This is a genomic window from Paraburkholderia sp. (genome assembly GCF_024281035.1).
GTDB lineage: Bacteria > Pseudomonadota > Gammaproteobacteria > Burkholderiales > Burkholderiaceae > Paraburkholderia.
In genome coordinates, this window is record NZ_JAMXLH010000020.1 from 154,327 (window position 1) to 171,770 (window position 17,444).

Genomic DNA, 17,444 nt, shown 5'->3' on the forward strand with positions numbered 1-17,444 from the left:
TTGACTCCGTATCAGCGGGACGAGCCCGGGTTGCCTGGGCCGCTCGGCCCGTTTCTGCGGCGCACGACCGGTTTGGCGCGCGCCGTGCCGCTCGCGCTGCCCGCGGCCTTCGCGGCCTTGGCCGCCTTGGCGGTTTCACGGGTTTGGGCGGCGCCGACGATGGCGCGGCCCGTGTCGGTGTCCGCGTCGTCGTCGCTGGTCAGCGCGGCAGCGCCCGCCATCTCCGGCTGCGGACGCCACACCTGGCCCACGGCCAGCGACTTCAGCTTCTTCTTGCCGCCGTACCAGAGGTTCACGAGCCCGCGCGAGAAGAACACGGCCGAGAACATCGACGTGAGAATGCCGATCACGTGCACGATCGCGAAGCCGCGCACCGGGCCCGAGCCGAACGCGAGCAGCGCAAGACCGGCGATGAGCGTGGTCACGTTCGAGTCGAGAATCGTCGCCCAGGCGTGCGCGTAGCCGTTGTGGATCGCAAGCTGCGGCGGCGCGCCGTTACGCAGTTCTTCACGGACACGCTCGTTGATCAGCACGTTCGAGTCGATCGCCATACCGAGCGCGAGCGCGATAGCGGCGATGCCCGGCAGCGTGAGCGTGGCCTGCAGCATCGAGAGCACCGCGACGAGCAGCAGCAGGTTCACCGAGAGACCGATCACCGAGATCATGCCGAACAGCATGTAGTAGCCGATCATGAACACGGAGATCGCGGCGAAGCCGTAGATCACCGAGTCGAAGCCCTTGCGGATGTTATCGGCGCCGAGGCTCGGGCCGACCGTGCGTTCTTCGATGATTTCCATCGGCGCTGCGAGCGAGCCGGCGCGCAGGAGCAGCGCGAGGTCGGCGGCGGCCTGCGGCGTGGGCTGGCCCGTGATCTGGAAGCGGTCGCCCAGTTCCGACTGGATCGTCGCGACCGTCAGCACTTCGCCCTTGCCGCGCTCGAACAGCACCATCGCCATCGGCTTGCCGATGTTGTCGCGCGAGACGCTGCGCACGGCGCGCCCGCCCGCCGAGTCGAGACGGATGTTGACCGACGGACGCTGATGTTCATCGAAGCCCGCTGACGCGTCGATGATGCGGTCGCCGGTGAAGATCACCTGCTTTCTGAGCAGCACGGGCGCCTGGTTGCCCTGCGTGAAGAGTTCGTCGCCCGGCGGAACCGGCGCGTTCGGGTCCGGATGCAGGCCGAGCGGATCGGCGAGGCGCGCTTCGAGCGTCGCCGTGCGGCCGATGATGTCCTTCGCCTTCGCGGTGTCCTGCACGCCCGGCAGCTCGACCACGATGCGGTCGTTGCCCTGCTGCTGGATCACGGGCTCGGACACGCCGAGTTCGTTCACGCGGTTATGCAGCGTCTGGATGTTCTGCTTGAGCGCAGCCTCCTGAACCGCTTGCCTGACCGTGGGCGTGAACGTGCCGACGAGCTGCACGCCGCCTTCCGGCGCGGTTTGCGTGGCCCACTGGAGTTCGCTGACGCCGCCTGCGAGCACCTTGCGCGCGCCTTCGGCGACTGCCGGATCGGCGAAATTGATCACCACCGACTGGCCGACGCGATTCACGCCGCCGTCGCGGATGTTCTTCTCGCGCAGCAGCGTGCGCGCATCCGATGCGTCCGAATCGAGCTTCTTGCTGAGCGCGCCGTTCATGTCGACCTGCAGCAGGAAGTGCACGCCGCCGCGCAGATCGAGGCCGAGGTACATCGGCAGCGCGCGCATGCCGGTCAGCCAGCGCGGCGAGGCGCTTTGCAGGTTCAGCGCGACGATGTACTGCGGATCGGTCGGGTCGGCGTTCAGCGCCTTCGTGAGCACGTCCTTCAGGCGCAGCTGCGTGTCGGTGTCGGCAACGCGCACGCGGATGTTCGCGTTCATCGCCGAGTTGTCGAACGTGACGTCGGCGGCGGCGATGTTGTTCGCGGTGAGCGCGGCTTGCACCTGGGCGAGCGTGCCGCTGTCGAGCTTGACAGTGGCCTTGCCGCTCGACACCTGGACTGCGGGCGCTTCGCCGAAGAAATTGGGCAATGTGTACACGAGGCCGATGGCGAGCGCCACGACCATCACGACATATTTCCAGAGGGGATAACGGTTCATTGGTTGACCCAACGGGGGAGGGGAATTGCGTGCTCGATGCGCGCGCGTCCGGCAGGGTCTTGGCTGGAGGATTTCAGCTGGGACAGTGCCGGACGCTTGAGGCTGCTTTAGGCTATTTTCGCTGGAACGTTGCTGCTTGCGGAGTTCGCGAGCGAGCGCTTACAGCGACTTGATCGTGCCCTTCGGCAGGATCGTCGAAACCGCCGACTTCTGCACAGTGACTTCGGTGCCGTCCGCCACTTCGACGCCCACGTAGGCTTCGCCGACCTTGGTCACCTTGCCGACGATGCCGCCGCTCGTGACGACTTCATCGCCCTTGGCCATGTTCGCGAGCATGTTGCGGTGTTCCTTCTGACGCTTCATCTGCGGACGGATCATGATGAAGTACAGCACCGCGAACATCAGGATCAGCGGCAGGAAGCTCATCAGATTGGATTCCGCGCCACCCGCTGCGGAGCCTTGTGCGAAGGCATTGGAAATGAACGACACGTTGGTCTCTCCGTTTGTACGATCGAAAATCAAGCCGGTTATTCTACCACCGGCGCCCGGCGCGACGGCTAGCCAAAATTGGCTTTCCTATCAAGCTCTTAATGCGACAAATGCGCATTGCGGGCGGTGATGGGAGTGGCCGATCCTGGTTCAGCGTGGTTCGTCGGCGCTTCGCGCTTGTTGCGTTACGTTGCGTCGCGTCGCGCGACGGACCGTGCCGTCCGCCTTGTGTTGGTGAAAGCGAATTGTAATGTACTCCGGGTGCATGCGGTGCGCGGCTAACGGCAACGGGCGCGCGAAACGCCGTGCAGCCGCGCCTCGCGCCCTTATTGCGCCCTTATCGTGCCCTTATGGCTCCACGCCGCGCGCGCGGTTCTCGTGGAAACGCTGACGGAACGCCGCGAACGTCTTCGTCTCGATCGCCTGGCGGATCTCGCTCATCAGCTCGAGGTAGTAGTGCAGATTGTGGATCGTGTTGAGCTGCGCACCGAGAATCTCGCCCACGCGATGCAGGTGATGCAAATAGCCGCGCGTGAAATTGCGGCAGGTGTAGCAGCCGCACTGCTCGTCGAGCGGGCGCAGCGAGTTGCGGTGCGTCGCGTTGCGGATCTTGATGTCGCCGAAACGCGTGAAGATCCAGCCGTTGCGCGCATTGCGCGTCGGCATGACGCAGTCGAACATGTCGATGCCCGACGCCACGCCCGCCACGAGATCCTCCGGCGTGCCGACGCCCATCAGGTAGTGCGGCTTGTCGGCGGGAAGCTTCGGCGCGATGTGTTCGAGCACGCGCATCATGTCTTCCTTCGGCTCGCCGACTGAAAGACCGCCGATCGCAAAGCCGTGAAACGGCATCTCCGAGAGGCCGGCGAGCGATTCGTCGCGCAGGTCCTCGAACATGCCGCCCTGCACGATGCCGAAGAGCGCGTTCGGGTTACCGAGCCGGTTGAACTCGTCGATCGAGCGCTTCGCCCAGCGCATCGACATGCGCATGGAGTCGGCGGCGTCCTTGTGCGTCGTCGGCACGCCGTTGGTCGCGTAGGGCGTGCACTCGTCGAACTGCATGACGATGTCCGAGTTCAGCACCTTCTGGATCTGCATCGACACTTCGGGCGAGAGGAACAGCTTGTCGCCGTTGACGGGCGACGCGAAGCGCACGCCGTCTTCTGAGATCTTGCGCAGGTCGCCGAGCGAGAACACCTGGAAGCCGCCCGAATCGGTGAGGATCGGACGATTCCAGCCCATGAAGCGATGCAGGCCGCCGTGCGCCTCGATCGTTTCGAGCCCCGGGCGCAGCCAGAGGTGGAAGGTGTTGCCGAGGATGATCTGCGCGTTCATCTCGACCAGCTCGCGCGGCTGCGTCGCCTTGACCGTGCCGTAGGTGCCCACGGGCATGAAGATCGGCGTTTCGACGACGCCGTGGTTGAGCGTGACGCGCCCGCGCCGCGCGAGGCCGTCGGTGCCGAGCAGTTCGAATTTCAGGCCACGAGTTTGATCACTGCGCGGGCGTTCGCCCAGATAAGCGCCGTGTTCGGCGCGTGCATCGTTTTGTTGATGACCGTCGGTCATGCGTGAGCTCCTGTGCCACCGGAAAACAGTCCGGCGCAGATGGTGGTGACCGTCGCGTTCGGTTTCGCGTTTGTGTTCGCGTCCGTGCACGGCGGTCGAAGGAAATTTGCTTGGGCGCTTGTTACCCGCTTGTCACCCGTTGGTTACGCGTCGAGCGCGTTCTCGCTCCGGGTGAGCAGCATGGCGTCGCCGTAGCTGAAAAACCGGTAGCGCGCCTCGATTGCGTGACGATACGCCGCGCGGATCGTCTCGATCCCCGCGAACGCCGACACGAGCATGAGCAGCGTCGACTTCGGCAGGTGAAAGTTCGTGACGAGCCGGTCCACCACGCGGAATTTATAGCCCGGCGTGATAAAGATGTCGGTTTCCGCCGAAGTCGCCGCGAGCGCGCGGCCTGCGCGCTCGGCGTCGCGCGCCGCCGCTTCGAGCGCGCGCATCGACGTCGTGCCCACCGCGATCACACGCCCGCCGCGCGCACGCGTGGCCGCAATCTTGTCGACCAGCGACTGCGGCAACTCGTACCACTCGCTGTGCATCTTGTGCTCGGCGATGTTCTCCACGCGCACCGGCTGGAACGTGCCCGCGCCGACGTGCAGCGTGAGTGTCGCGTGGTCGACGCCCATCGCGTCGAATTTTGCGAGCAGCGCGTCGTCGAAGTGCAGCCCCGCCGTGGGTGCGGCCACCGCGCCCGGATTTTGCGCGAACACGGTCTGGTAGCGCGTCTCGTCGGTCGAGTCGGCGGCGTGCGTGATGTAGGGCGGCAACGGCAGGCGGCCGTGCTGCTCGATCAGCGTCAGACAGTCGTCGGGGAAATGCAGCGTGTAGAACGGCTCGACGCGCTCGCCCACCGTCACGTCGAACGCGTCGGCGAGGCGCAGCGTCGTGCCCGGCGCCGGGCTCTTGCTCGCGCGGATCTGTGCGAGCGCCGTGCGCGCGCCCGTGAGGCGCTCGACGAGCACCTCGATCTTGCCGCCGCTCGCCTTCTGGCCGAAGAAGCGCGCCTTGAGCACCTTCGTATCGTTGAAGACGAGCAGGTCGCCGGGCGCGAGGCACTCGGGCAGTTCCGCGAAGTGGCGGTCGGTGAGGCGCGCGGGCTGCACGCGGTTGTCGACTTCCAGCAGACGGCTCGCGCTGCGCTCGGGTAGAGCGGTCTGCGCAATCAGTTCTTCGGGGAGGTCGAAATCGAAATCGGAAAGCTTGAACATGCGGCCTGATGAAACGGAAATGCGGCTGATGGCTTCGGGCGGCGCTTGCGCGAGAGGCGGCTCGCGTGCCGCGATCGGAACCACGATGCCCGCCGCGGTGCGGCGAGCGGCTATGATGGCGGGACCGCTCGCGCTCGCGCTCGCGTTCGTGCTTGTGCAGCACGCGTTGCGTGCCACGCGCTTTCGCGCGAGCGGCAGCGGGTCTTGTCGCACAACGCGCGCCTCACGCCTGCTGCGCCACGCCGGAAAGCCGATATTGTACTTGCGAAGCCGCCTATGCCCTCATCTGTGAGCCGTCCGATGCCCGAAACCGATTCGTCCGGCGATGCGCGTGAGCGCGTCGGCGCGAGCGTTGCGGCGGCGGACGGCAAGCAAGCGGCTGTGGAACGCTCCGCTGAGCGCGGTGGCCGCACCGGCCGCGGCAGTCGCGCGGCAAGCGAGCCGGCAGACAGCGAAGGCAACGACGGCAGCGAAAGCAACGACGGCAGCGAAAGCACCGAAGGCAGCGCGAGCCGCGAGAGCCGCGAGAGCCGCGAAGGCAGCAAAAAACGCGGCACAACGGCCGAGGCGCCGAAGGGCAAAAAGAGCGCGCGCGCGAAAGACGCGAAAGAGAAAGACAAGCCCGCCGTCACGAAAACGGCCGACCGTCTCGCCAAACTCGGCCTCTCGCGCGACATCGACCTCGTCCTGCATCTGCCGATGCGCTACGAGGACGAAACCACGCTCACACCGATTGGCGAGCTGCTGCCCGGCGGCATCGCGCAGACGGAAGGCGTCGTGTTCGATAACGAAATCGCGTACCGTCCGCGCCGCCAGTTGCTGGTGAAACTGCGCGACGAGCGCGGCGACGAACTCGTCCTGCGCTTTCTGAACTTCTACGGGTCGCAGGTCACGCAGATGGCGGCGGGCCGCCGCCTGCGCGTGCGCGGCGACGTGCGCGGCGGGTTCTTCGGCATGGAAATGGTGCATCCGGCGGTGCGCGTCGTCGACGACGACACGCCGCTGCCCCAGGCGCTCACGCCGGTCTATCCGTCGACGGCGGGCGTGAGCCAGGCGTATCTGCGCAAGGCGATCGACAACGCGCTTCATCGCGTGTCGCTGCCCGAGCTGCTGCCCGAGGCCGTGGAGCGCGAATTCATGGCGCCGCTTGGCCTGCCCCCGCTGATGGAAGCCGTGAAGACGCTGCACCATCCGCCCATCGACGCCGACGAGGCCGAACTGATCGACGGCACGCATCCGGCGTGGACGCGCATCAAATTCGAGGAACTGCTCGCGCAGCAACTGTCGCTCAAGCGCGCCCACGAAGAGCGCCGCACGCGCGCCGCACCGGCCATGCCGTTGCGCGAAACCGCGGCGCCGGATGCCGAGGGTGCAGCCAGCGCGCCGCTTGTCGCTCGTCTGCGCACCTCGCTGCCGTTCCAGCTGACGAACGCGCAGCAGCGCGTCGTCGCCGAGATCGCGCGCGAACTCGAACTGCCGCATCCGATGCAGCGTCTCTTGCAGGGCGACGTAGGCAGCGGCAAGACCGTGGTGGCGGCGCTGGCGGCGGCGCAAGCCATCGACGCGGGCTATCAGGCGGCGCTGATGGCGCCCACCGAAATCCTCGCCGAGCAGCACGCGCGCAAGCTGCGCGGCTGGCTCGAACCGCTCGGCGTGCAGGTGGCCTGGCTCGCGGGCAGCCTTAAGGCAAAGGAAAAGCGCGCCGCGATCGAAGCTGCGGCGCTCGGCACCGCGCAGCTCGTGATCGGCACGCACGCGATCATTCAGGACAGCGTCGAATTCGCGCGGCTCGGCCTCGTGATCGTCGACGAACAGCACCGCTTCGGCGTCGAGCAGCGGCTCGCGCTGCGCGCGAAGGCGAAGAACACGAGTGCCGCCGCGCCCGCTGCGCAGGCGTTCCAGCCGCATCAGCTGATGATGTCGGCGACGCCCATTCCGCGCACGCTCGCGATGACTTATTACGCGGACCTCGACGTATCCACCATCGACGAACTGCCGCCTGGCCGCACGCCGATCCTCACGAAGCTCATCTCCGACGCGCGCCGCGAAGAAGTGATCGAGCGCGTACGCGCGGCGGCGCTCACGGGGCGCCAGGTCTACTGGGTTTGCCCGCTGATCGAGGAGAGCGAGACGCTTCAACTGCAAACGGCGGTCGAAACGTACGAGACGCTCGTCGCCGCGCTGCCGGAATTGACGGTCGGGCTCGTGCACGGGCGGCTCTCGTCGACGGAGAAGGCCGCCGTGATGGAAGCCTTCTCGCGCGACGAAGTGCAGTTGCTCGTGGCGACGACCGTGATCGAAGTGGGCGTGGACGTGCCCAACGCGTCGCTGATGGTGATCGAGCACGCCGAGCGCTTCGGCCTCGCGCAGCTGCATCAATTGCGCGGACGCGTGGGGCGGGGCAGCACGGCGTCGGTGTGCGTGCTGCTCTACAGCGGACCGCTTTCGCTCACGGGCCGCGCGCGGCTGCAGACGATGCGCGAAACCACCGACGGCTTCGAGATCGCACGCCGCGATCTGGAGATCCGCGGCCCCGGCGAATTCCTCGGTGCGCGGCAATCGGGCGCGGCGATGCTGCGCTTCGCGAACCTCGAAACCGACGGCTGGCTCATCGAACCCGCGCGCGGCGCCGCCGACTTGCTGCTGCGCGACTGGCCGCACGTCGTTGCGCAGCATTTGAACCGCTGGCTCGGCGCGCGCGAGCAGTATCTGAAGGCCTGACCGCAGGTCTTCAGTCGGGCGCCGATGCGCGATGGAACCCGTGCGCTCCGGCATCGTCTGAGGAATGCCGTTCGTGCCCGACGATGTACGTTGAATATTGGCGAATCGCTGCCATAGGTGTATAAGTACAAACTATCGAATTATCTATTCTGATTGGTCCCAAAAGAAATGACGCTCACTGAATTGAAATACATAGTCGCGGTTGCTCGCGAGCGCCACTTCGGACGGGCCGCAGAAGCGTGTTTCGTGAGCCAGCCGACCTTGTCGGTGGCGATCAAGAAGCTCGAAGACGAGCTCAACGTGCAGATTTTCGAGCGCGGCACGAGCGAGGTGAGCGTTACGCCGATCGGCGAGCAGATCGTCACGCAGGCCCAGCGCGTGCTCGAACAGACGCTGGCCATCAAGGAAATCGCCAAGCAGGGCAAGGATCCGCTGATCGGGCCGCTGCGGCTCGGCGTGATCTACACGATCGGGCCGTACCTGCTGCCGACGCTCGTCAAGCAGATGATCACGCGCTTCCCGCAGATGCCGCTCATGCTGCAGGAAAACTACACGCTCAAGCTCATCGAACTGCTCAAGCAGGGCGAGATCGACGTGGCGATCCTGGCGCTGCCGTTCCCCGAGACCGGCCTCACGCTGCGCCCGCTCTACGACGAGCCGTTCGTCGTCGCGCTGCCGTCCGGCCACGCGTGGGAGAAGCGCGAGAAGATCGACGCGGGCGACCTCAAGCAGGAAACGATGCTGCTGCTCGGCAGCGGGCACTGCTTCCGCGATCACGTTCTTGGCGTGTGTCCCGAACTGATGCGCTTTTCGCAGAACGCGGACGGCATCCAGAAAACCTTCGAAGGCTCGTCGCTCGAAACCATCCGCCATATGGTGGCGAGCGGCGTCGGCATCACGGTGCTGCCGCGCATGTCGGTGCAGGAGGTGAAACCGCACGCGGGCGGCGTCGATTCGGGGCTGCTCTCGTACGTGCCGTTCGACGAGCCTGTGCCGGATCGCCGCGTCGTGCTCGCATGGCGCAAGAGCTTTACGCGCATGCCCGCAATCGAGGCGATCGTCGACGCGGTGCACGCCTGCGATCTGCCGGGCGTCAAAAAGATCGAGGCGTCGGCCGAAGCGGCCTGACGTCTTTTCGGGCTCATTCGCGGCTCTTGCCATTCATTTGCCACTCCGCTGCCGCCCGCTAATGCTGGCGGCGGTGTCCCTCTTTCCTCCGGATTGCCTGCGCTGTGTTCCCGTCTGACGATGGGAACCCGATAGCGAAAGGCTATTTGATAGATTTCATTAATCAAATATCTTGCATCAATAGTCGTTGATATAGTCTCTCCCATGCGCCGCGCCCCGGAACAACGGCGTGCGGTGAAGTCACCGCCACTGCGGCGGCAACGGCGGTGCGTAAGGACGCTCCGCCGTCTTCAGGACCAGTCAAGGAGAACGATCATGACGAGGATTGCAACGATGACGCTCGACGCCATCGGCATCGCACACACAGGCGATGCGGGGCAGCGGTTCGCTCGCGCGACGTTGGCGCTGCGCCGTGCGAGCGGCTTCGCGATCTTCACAGGCGGGCTCATCGTGCTCGTCGGCCAGGCGCTGACGCGTCTGGCCGGCGGTTGAATGCAGGCCGTCGCACGGCGCAGTTTCGGTGCGGTTTCACCTGTCCGACAGACAGGGTCAGATGAGCGTGGCCGTCGTTCCATCTACGCTAAACTGACACCCGTTTGATCATTTGCGGTTCGCCGCCGATGCGGCGCGACCGAACCCGACCCGACTGGCATCGACGGTTCGTCTCACTTCAAACAAGGAGTCGCCATGGCTAAGAAAGCAAACGTGCAGCAACTGAATATCGGCATCAGCGACAAGGATCGCAAGAAGATCGCGGAAGGTCTCTCGCACCTGCTCGCGGACACCTACACGCTGTACCTGAAGACGCACAATTTCCACTGGAACGTCACGGGGCCGATGTTCAACACCCTGCATCTGATGTTCGAGACGCAGTACACGGAACTGGCGCTGGCTGTCGATGCGATCGCCGAGCGTATTCGTGCGCTGGGCGTGAACGCGCCGGGCAGCTACAAGGAATTCGCGAAGCTTTCGTCGATTGCGGAAGCGGACGGCGTGCCGGCGGCGGAAGAGATGATCCGCCAGCTGGTGGAAGGCCAGGAGGCGGTGGTGCGCACGGCCCGCGCGATTTTCCCGGCGACGGAAGCCGCCTCGGACGAGCCGACCGCCGACCTGCTCACGCAGCGCATGCAGACGCATGAAAAGACGGCGTGGATGTTGCGCTCGCTGCTGGCGTAACGGTTGATTTGCGGTTGATGCGCGGTTGATTTGCGGTTGATTTGTGGTTGATTCGCAGCGCGGTGCGCCGCGAAACGATGCTTAAAGGGCCTGCCGGAACCTCCGGCGGGCCTTTGTTTTTGCGGTGTGCGCCGATGTTCTGCCCAGCGCGCCCTTGTTCACGTCGCGGCGGCATGAAGGCCGGGCGGTGGGCGGCGTGCGCGCTGGCCTACAATAGCGGCATTGTTTTTCCCACACCGATCATGTTCGCCCGACTCCCGCTGTATCTGCGGCTCGTCCGCATGGACAAGCCGATCGGCAGCCTGCTGCTGCTCTGGCCGACGCTCAACGCGCTGTGGATTGCCTCGAATGGCCGTCCGTCGCTGTCGCTGCTCGTGATTTTCACGGTTGGCACCGTGCTCATGCGCTCGGCGGGCTGCGCGATCAACGACTACGCGGACCGCGACTTCGACCGTTACGTGAAGCGCACCGCCGAGCGGCCCATCACGTCGGGCCGTATCCGCGCATGGGAGGCGGTGGCGATTGCGGCAGGGCTCGCGCTCGTCTCGTTTCTCCTGATCCTGCCGCTCAACACGCTCACGAAGCAGCTTTCGGTGGTCGCACTTTTCGTTGCGGGCTCGTATCCGTTCACGAAGCGATTCTTCGCGATTCCGCAGGCGTATCTGGGCATCGCGTTCGGGTTCGGCGTTCCGATGGCTTTCGCCGCCGTGCAGGATCATGTGCCGCTGCTTGGCTGGATCATGCTGGCCGCGAACGTATGCTGGTCCGTCGCCTACGACACCGAATACGCCATGGTCGATCGCGACGACGACATCAAGATCGGCATCCGTACCTCCGCGTTGACGTTCGGCCGCTTCGACGTGCTCGCCATCATGCTGTGCTATGCGGCGACGCTCGGAATTTACGTCTGGGTGGGCATCGCGCTCGGCCTCGGGCTGCTTTACTGGATCGGCTGGGCGGCTGCGGCAGGCTGCGCGGTCTATCACTACACACTCATCAAAGACCGCGAGCGGATGCCGTGCTTCGCCGCCTTTCGCCATAACAACTGGCTGGGCGGAGTGCTGTTCGCGGGCATCGCCGCGCATTACGCGTTCGCGGCGGCAATGTAACGGTGCTGGCGGGCGCCGGAGCGCGGCCCGCTACGCCCGTGCGATTCCCTCGGTGAAAGCGGACGCGGTCGCGAAATGTGCGTGACCCGCGTGACGTGGTGCGCACGCGGGAACGCGCGGCGCTTCACGCTGTGTCGGCGGTAACACGTCGCACGACATCGGCCACGCAGCCGGTGCAAAACCGGCGCAAAACCGGCGCGCGCCTTCCGGCTCACTACTGCTTGCCGAACTCTTCGCCCATTTCCTTCGCACGCGCATCGGCGGCCAGGGCGCCGCGCACGATCGCATCCTTCACGCCCGAACCTGCAAACGATGTAAGTGCCGCCGCCGTTGTTCCGCCCTTCGACGTCACGCGCTCGCGCAGCACCGCGGGCGAGTCGTTCGATTGCAGCGCGAGTTGCGCCGCACCCGTGAAGGTAGCGACAGCGAGCGCGCGGCTTTGCTGCTCGTCCATGCCGAGCTGGCGTGCCGCCTCTTCCAGCGCTTCGATGAAATAGAACACGTAGGCCGGGCCGCTGCCCGAAATCGCGGTGACGGCGTCGATCTTCGCTTCGTCGTCGAACCAGACTGTCTGGCCGACTGCGCCGAGCGCGTCGGAGGCGAGCTGCCGGCCCGCCGCATCGACACCGGCGCTCGCGACGAGCCCCGTTGCGCCCATGCCGATCAGCGCGGGCGTGTTGGGCATCGTGCGGACGACGCGCGCGTGGCCGTTGAGCCAGCGCGACAGATCCGCGATCCGGATGCCGGCCATGATGCTGATGACGATCTGATGCGGCGCGAGATGCGGCGCGAGCCCTTCGGCGACGGCCTTGGCAACCTGCGGTTTGACCGCGAGCAGCACGGCGTCGTACTGCGCGAGTGCCGCGTCCGCGCTCGCGCCGGTGCGCACGCCGAATTTCTCGGTGGTGCGCTTGCGGGCGTCCTCGTTCGGATCGACAGCGTACAGATTGGCGGCGGGCACGCCTTTGCGGATCAGTCCGCCGATGAGTGCGGCGGCCATGTTGCCGCCGCCGATGAATGCGATTTTCATGGTGGGGGAGAGCGTGAGTGGATCAGCGGGAATATCAGTGGGAATAATCGCGCGCGCCGAAGACCGCCGTACCGATTCGCACGATGGTCGCGCCTTCCAGCACGGCTGCTTCGAGGTCGGCGGACATGCCCATCGACAGCGTATCGAGCGCAAGACCGCTCGCGCGCAGCGCGTCGAACAACTCGCGCAGCACGCGGTGCGGCGCGCGCTGCGCCTCGAGGGTGGTTTCGGGTTCGGGAATCGACATCAGCCCGCGCAGCCGCAGATTGGGCAGCGCCGCGATTTCATGCGCGATCTGCGCCGCTTCCTGTGGCGCGACGCCGCTCTTGCTGGCTTCGCCGCTCACGTTGATCTGCAGGCACACGTTGAGCGGCGCCATGCTCGCGGGGCGCTGTTCCGAGAGACGCTGGGCGATCTTCAGGCGATCGACCGAATGCACCCAGTCGAAGCGTTCCGCAACGGGCCGCGTCTTGTTCGACTGCAGCGGCCCGATGAAATGCCACTCGAGGCTCGCCCGCAGATCGGCCAGCGCCTCGATTTTCTCGACGGACTCCTGCACGTAGTTCTCGCCGAACGCACGCTGCCCGGCAGCGTGTGCCGCGCGCACGTCCTGCGCGGGGAAGGTTTTGGAGACCGCGAGCAGCGCGACCGATTGCGGATCGCGGCCGGCGTTGCGGGCGGCCGCGGCAATGCGTTGCTGGACGGCTTCGAGGTTGTGGGCGAGATCGGTCATGGGACTTGGAGCGAGCCGCACTGCATTGCAGGCGGCTGTTGAATCGAACCGGAATGAACGAGGGCAATTATACGGACTGCGCCGGACCCGAAACATAGGCCGAACGGCCAGCTATTCTTGCGCCCGGCGTTTCGTTACGCTGGCTCGACGTTCAATCTTTCGCGCTCAGTTCGCCGCCAGCATATGTTCGATCAGCTCGATCCAGTGTGTCACCGGAATCGTCGTGCCGCTTTGCAGGTGCGCGATGCAGCCGATATTCGCCGAAACGATCAGTTGCGGCTCAAGCGCCTTGAGGCGCTCGATTTTCTGGTTGCGCAGCGTATAGGACAGGCGCGGCTGCGTGATCGAATACGTGCCGGCCGAGCCGCAGCACAGGTGGCTGTCGACGGGCAGACGCACGTCGAGGCCGAGTGCGCCCAGCACCTTTTCCACGCCGCCGCGCAATTGCTGTCCATGCTGGAGCGTACAGGGCGGGTGCCATGCGACGGTCTGGATGCCGCGCCGGCGCGTCGCCGCGACGAGCTGTTCTTCGAACGCAGGCAGGATTTCCGAAAGATCGCGCGTGAGCTCGACGATGCGGCGCGCGCGCCCGGCATAGGCCGGATCGTTGCGCAACAGGTGTGCGTATTCCTTCACCGTCGCGCCGCAGCCCGAGGCGTTCATCACGATCGCCTCCACGCCTTGCTCCACATACGGCCACCAGGCGTCGATATTGGCGCGCGCGTCGTCGAGCGCGTCGTCGACGTAGCCCAGGTGCAGGCGGAAGGCGCCGCAACACCCGGCGTCGGGCGCCACGATCGTTTCGATGCCGAGCGCATCCAGCACACGCGCCGTGGCGATGTTGATGTTCGGCATCATCGAAGGCTGCACGCAGCCCGAGAGCATCAGCATCTTGCGTGCGTGCTTAGCGGTCGGCCAGGCGAGCGGGCGCTGGCGCACGGGCACCTTGTCGCGCAGGCGCCGAGGCAGAAGCGGGCGGACCTGCTGGCCGAGCCGCATTACGGGCGAAAACAGCGCGCGGCGCGGCAGGACGGTGGCGAGCACCCGGCGCAGCATGCGCTGGCGCAGCGGCCGCGCGACCTTCTCTTCGGCGTGCTTGCGACCGATCTCGACGAGCCGGCCGTACTGCACGCCGGACGGGCAGGTGGTCTCGCAACTGCGGCAGGTCAGGCAGCGGTCGAGGTGTGTCAGCGTGCTCCTCGTCACGGGCGCGCCTTCCACCATCTGCTTGATCAGATAGATGCGCCCGCGCGGGCCGTCGAGTTCGTCGCCGAGCAGATGATAGGTCGGGCAGGTCGCCGTGCAGAAGCCGCAATGCACGCACTTGCGCAGGATGGCGTCGGCTTCGTCGCCGTCGGCCGTGTTCCGGATGAAGTCCGCGAGGTTCGTCTGCATTGCGGCGTGTCGATGGGTTCAGAAATCGGAATACAGGCGGCCGCGATTGAAGATGCGGGCTGGATCGAATGCGGCCTTCAGGCCGCGATGGATCTTCATGACCGGCGCGGGCAGCGGGGTGAATACGCCCGCGCTGCGGTCGTAGTCGCGGCCGGTGCGGAACATCGTCGCGTGGCCGCCTGCCTGCTTGGCCGTGATGCGCACGGTTTGCGCGTCGGTTTCCGTGATCCACCAGCGTTGCGCGCCGCCCCATTCCATCAACTGGGTGCCGGGCAACTGCAGCGGTTCGGCGATCGAGGGCAGCGCAACGCGCCAGAGCGCCGCATTCGGCGCGATGGCCGAGAAGAACGGATCGGTCTGCTCGCGCAGGCCTGCCCAGAAGCGCTCGGCTTCCACCGCGTCCACGACCTCGCCGCCGAGTGTCGTGCGCGCGGCCTTCACCGCGGCTTCCGCGCCCGCGAGCCTCACCGCGAGTGTGCGGTTGCGCCAGGCACTCGCCGTCATGGGCAGTGGGCGGCCGCCCCATTCGTTGAGCTTGCGAACGGCGTCGCTGCCGCTCATTTCGAACTTGAGCGTCGTTTCGGCTTGCGGCGCGGGCAGCACTTTCACCGAGAGTTCGAGTATCAGCCCGAGCGTGCCGAGCGAACCCGCGAGCAGGCGCGACACGTCGTAGCCCGCCACGTTCTTCACGACCTGGCCGCCGAAGTGCAGCACGTCGCCGTGGCCGTTCATGATTACGGCGCCGAGCACGAAGTCGCGCACGGCGCCTGCGGCTACGCGGCGCGGTCCCGCGATGCCCGCCGCGATGCAGCCGCCGAAAGTGGCCTGCGCGCCGAAGTGCGGCGGCTCGAACGCGAGCATTTGATCGTGTGCGGCGAGCGCCGATTCGATTTCGGACAGCGGTGTGCCCGCGCGTGCGGTGATGACGAGTTCGGCCGGATCGTAGGAAATGACGCCGCGATGCGCGCGCGTGTCGAGCACGTCGCCCTCGAGCGCCTGGCCATACCAGTCCTTCGTGCCGCCGCCGCGTATGCGCAGCGGGCGGCCATCGGCGGTCGCCGCGCGCACGCGCTCCGACCAGACGGCGACGATATCGTCCTCTTTCATGACCTGAGTGTCGTTCTCGCTGACGTTTTCGTTGTGGTTCGTTCGATTGTACTGACCGGACCCGTGCTGGCAACCCGGAGCGGACCCGTAGCTCCGGTTGTACCTGTTGAGCCGGGTGAGCCGGATGCCCCGTCGCGCAGCGGTGGCCGTGCGCAACGGGGCGCCAGATCGTCAGAAACGGGGCAGCTCGGGATGCGGCAGCAGGTTGCCGCGTACGCGCAGCTTGCCGTACTCGGCGCAGCGTGCGCGCGTCGGAATGCCCTTGTCGGGATTGAGCAGCCCGGCGGGATCGAATGCGTGTTTCACGGCGTGGAATGCCTCGCGCTCCTGCGGCGAGAATTGCACGCACATCGAATTGATTTTTTCGATGCCTACGCCATGCTCGCCCGTCACCGTACCGCCCAGCTCGACGCAGGTTTCGAGGATGTCCGCGCCGAACGCTTCGGCGCGGTGCCATTCGTCGAGGTCGTTACCGTTGAAGAGAATCAGCGGGTGCATGTTGCCGTCGCCCGCATGGAATACGTTGATGCAACGCAATCCGTATTGCGCCTCCATCTCGTGGATGCGCGCGAGCAGCGGCCCGATGCTGCGGCGTGGCACGGTGCCGTCCATGCAGTAGTAATCCGGCGAGATGCGGCCTGCCGCCGGGAACGCGTTCTTGCGGCCCGACCAGAAGCGCAGCCGCTCCTCCTCGGTGCGCGAGATCTGGATGCGCGTCGCGCCGTGCTGGCGCAGCACGGCTGTCGTGCGCGACACTTCGTCGGCGACCTCCTCGGGCGTGCCGTCCGACTCGCACAACAGGATCGCCGCCGCGTCGAGGTCGTACCCCGCGTTCACGAATTCTTCCACGGCGCGCGTGGCCGGTTTGTCCATCATCTCAAGACCGGCCGGAATGATGCCCGCCGCAATGATGGCCGCGACGGCCTCGCCGCCCGTCACCACATCGTCGAAGCTCGCCATGACGACCTGTGCGGTCTGCGCGCGAGGGATCAGCTTGACAGTCACTTCGGTGACGATCGCGAACATGCCTTCGCTGCCGATCATCACCGCAAGCAGGTCGAGCCCTGGCGCATCGGGCGCGAGCGAGCCGAACTCGATGATTTCGCCTTCCATCGTCACGGCGCGCACGCGCATCACGTTATGCACGGTGAGGCCGTACTTCAGGCAATGGACGCCGCCCGAATTCTCGGCGACGTTGCCGCCGATCGTGCAGGCGATCTGCGACGACGGATCGGGTGCGTAGTAGAGCCCGTAAGGAGCGGCCGCTTCCGACACCGCAAGGTTGCGCACGCCGGGCTGAACCGTCGCGGTCCGCGCGTAAGGATCGACTTCGAGAATGCGCCGAAAGCGCGCGAGCGAGAGGACGATGCCATGGCGGATCGGCATTGCGCCGCCCGAAAGACCCGTGCCCGCGCCGCGCGGCACAACCGGCACGTCGAGACGGCGGCAGATCTGCACGATGCGCTGCACCTGCGATTCCGTTTCCGGCAAGACGACCGCGAGCGGCAGGCGCCGGTAGGCGGCGAGGCCGTCGCACTCGTACGCGACCGTGTCCTCCTGCCGGTACAACAGGCAGTGCGCGGGCAGTACCGCCATCAAGGCCTGTACCACTTCACGCTGGCGCTGCGCGAGCAATTCCGGCGACATTTCTGCCGGTTCGTCCATGTCTCCTCCCACTGGTCTGTCGTGCCGCTGGGCGGCGGG

General features: G+C 66.2%; 14 protein-coding genes. 5 read left to right on the plus strand and 9 right to left on the minus strand.

The window, feature by feature from the left end; genetic code table 11:
• Nucleotides 1-11: 11 nt before the first annotated feature.
• The 4 genes from secD to queA all read right to left on the minus strand — a co-directional run bounded on the left by secD (nt 12) and on the right by queA (nt 5,341).
• On the minus strand, nt 12-2,081 hold the full coding sequence (gene secD / locus Q0L30_RS05445) for a protein translocase subunit SecD (RefSeq protein ID WP_296652273.1): 2,070 nt from the start codon (nt 2,079-2,081) through the stop codon (nt 12-14).
• 159 nt (nt 2,082-2,240) lie between these two features.
• Nucleotides 2,241-2,570, minus strand: a complete 330-nt coding sequence (gene yajC / locus Q0L30_RS05450) for a preprotein translocase subunit YajC (protein WP_296652278.1) — start codon at nt 2,568-2,570, stop codon at nt 2,241-2,243.
• A 348-nt stretch (nt 2,571-2,918) separates the two neighbouring features.
• Nucleotides 2,919-4,136, minus strand: coding sequence for a tRNA guanosine(34) transglycosylase Tgt (gene tgt, locus Q0L30_RS05455; protein WP_296652281.1), 1,218 nt, complete (start codon nt 4,134-4,136; stop codon nt 2,919-2,921).
• A gap of 143 nt (nt 4,137-4,279) precedes the next feature.
• Nucleotides 4,280-5,341 carry a tRNA preQ1(34) S-adenosylmethionine ribosyltransferase-isomerase QueA gene (gene queA / locus Q0L30_RS05460; RefSeq protein ID WP_296652429.1) on the minus strand — a complete coding sequence of 354 codons (1,062 nt, stop codon included), beginning with the start codon at nt 5,339-5,341 and terminating at the stop codon, nt 4,280-4,282.
• A gap of 300 nt (nt 5,342-5,641) precedes the next feature.
• On the opposite strand from queA, the gene recG reads away from it, so the two are divergent.
• From recG to ubiA, 5 genes are all read left to right on the plus strand, one after another.
• Nucleotides 5,642-8,062: an ATP-dependent DNA helicase RecG gene (gene recG / locus Q0L30_RS05465; RefSeq protein WP_296652286.1), complete on the plus strand. Its 2,421-nt coding sequence runs from the start codon at nt 5,642-5,644 to the stop codon at nt 8,060-8,062.
• A 168-nt stretch (nt 8,063-8,230) separates the two neighbouring features.
• Nucleotides 8,231-9,190: a LysR substrate-binding domain-containing protein gene (locus Q0L30_RS05470; RefSeq protein WP_293033220.1), complete on the plus strand. Its 960-nt coding sequence runs from the start codon at nt 8,231-8,233 to the stop codon at nt 9,188-9,190.
• A gap of 315 nt (nt 9,191-9,505) precedes the next feature.
• Nucleotides 9,506-9,682, plus strand: a complete 177-nt coding sequence (locus Q0L30_RS05475; RefSeq protein ID WP_296652292.1) for a hypothetical protein — start codon at nt 9,506-9,508, stop codon at nt 9,680-9,682.
• A 195-nt stretch (nt 9,683-9,877) separates the two neighbouring features.
• Nucleotides 9,878-10,366, plus strand: a complete 489-nt coding sequence (locus Q0L30_RS05480; protein WP_296652295.1) for a Dps family protein — start codon at nt 9,878-9,880, stop codon at nt 10,364-10,366.
• Between the two features lie 242 nt (nt 10,367-10,608).
• Complete coding sequence (ubiA, locus tag Q0L30_RS05485; RefSeq protein ID WP_296652298.1) at nt 10,609-11,475, plus strand: 4-hydroxybenzoate octaprenyltransferase; 867 nt, start codon at nt 10,609-10,611, stop codon at nt 11,473-11,475.
• A gap of 214 nt (nt 11,476-11,689) precedes the next feature.
• Here the strand turns inward: ubiA and proC are convergent, their stop codons facing one another.
• From proC to Q0L30_RS05510, 5 genes are all read right to left on the minus strand, one after another.
• Nucleotides 11,690-12,505 carry a pyrroline-5-carboxylate reductase gene (proC, locus tag Q0L30_RS05490; RefSeq protein WP_296652301.1) on the minus strand — a complete coding sequence of 272 codons (816 nt, stop codon included), beginning with the start codon at nt 12,503-12,505 and terminating at the stop codon, nt 11,690-11,692.
• Nucleotides 12,506-12,539: 34 nt separating this feature from the next.
• Complete coding sequence (locus tag Q0L30_RS05495; RefSeq protein WP_296652303.1) at nt 12,540-13,238, minus strand: YggS family pyridoxal phosphate-dependent enzyme; 699 nt, start codon at nt 13,236-13,238, stop codon at nt 12,540-12,542.
• Nucleotides 13,239-13,403: 165 nt separating this feature from the next.
• Nucleotides 13,404-14,633 (minus strand): glycolate oxidase subunit GlcF, encoded by a 1,230-nt coding sequence (gene glcF / locus Q0L30_RS05500; RefSeq protein WP_296652306.1) that lies wholly within the window; start codon nt 14,631-14,633, stop codon nt 13,404-13,406.
• Between the two features lie 18 nt (nt 14,634-14,651).
• Nucleotides 14,652-15,740, minus strand: coding sequence for a glycolate oxidase subunit GlcE (glcE, locus tag Q0L30_RS05505; RefSeq protein WP_296652309.1), 1,089 nt, complete (start codon nt 15,738-15,740; stop codon nt 14,652-14,654).
• 171 nt (nt 15,741-15,911) lie between these two features.
• Nucleotides 15,912-17,405, minus strand: a complete 1,494-nt coding sequence (locus tag Q0L30_RS05510; RefSeq protein ID WP_296652312.1) for an FAD-linked oxidase C-terminal domain-containing protein — start codon at nt 17,403-17,405, stop codon at nt 15,912-15,914.
• Nucleotides 17,406-17,444: the final 39 nt, after the last annotated feature.

What these genes read in the sequence shown, in the direction of transcription:
- secD (WP_296652273.1), bottom strand. Translation starts at nt 2,081, where the DNA reads ATGAACCGTTATCCCCTCTGGAAATATGTCGTGATGGTCGTGGCGCTC.
- tgt (WP_296652281.1), bottom strand. Translation starts at nt 4,136, where the DNA reads ATGACCGACGGTCATCAACAAAACGATGCACGCGCCGAACACGGCGCT.
- queA (WP_296652429.1), bottom strand. Translation starts at nt 5,341, where the DNA reads ATGTTCAAGCTTTCCGATTTCGATTTCGACCTCCCCGAAGAACTGATT.
- recG (WP_296652286.1), top strand. Translation starts at nt 5,642, where the DNA reads ATGCCCGAAACCGATTCGTCCGGCGATGCGCGTGAGCGCGTCGGCGCG.
- Q0L30_RS05470 (WP_293033220.1), top strand. Translation starts at nt 8,231, where the DNA reads ATGACGCTCACTGAATTGAAATACATAGTCGCGGTTGCTCGCGAGCGC.
- Q0L30_RS05475 (WP_296652292.1), top strand. Translation starts at nt 9,506, where the DNA reads ATGACGAGGATTGCAACGATGACGCTCGACGCCATCGGCATCGCACAC.
- Q0L30_RS05480 (WP_296652295.1), top strand. Translation starts at nt 9,878, where the DNA reads ATGGCTAAGAAAGCAAACGTGCAGCAACTGAATATCGGCATCAGCGAC.
- ubiA (WP_296652298.1), top strand. Translation starts at nt 10,609, where the DNA reads ATGTTCGCCCGACTCCCGCTGTATCTGCGGCTCGTCCGCATGGACAAG.
- proC (WP_296652301.1), bottom strand. Translation starts at nt 12,505, where the DNA reads ATGAAAATCGCATTCATCGGCGGCGGCAACATGGCCGCCGCACTCATC.
- Q0L30_RS05495 (WP_296652303.1), bottom strand. Translation starts at nt 13,238, where the DNA reads ATGACCGATCTCGCCCACAACCTCGAAGCCGTCCAGCAACGCATTGCC.
- glcF (WP_296652306.1), bottom strand. Translation starts at nt 14,633, where the DNA reads ATGCAGACGAACCTCGCGGACTTCATCCGGAACACGGCCGACGGCGAC.
- glcE (WP_296652309.1), bottom strand. Translation starts at nt 15,740, where the DNA reads ATGAAAGAGGACGATATCGTCGCCGTCTGGTCGGAGCGCGTGCGCGCG.
- Q0L30_RS05510 (WP_296652312.1), bottom strand. Translation starts at nt 17,405, where the DNA reads ATGGACGAACCGGCAGAAATGTCGCCGGAATTGCTCGCGCAGCGCCAG.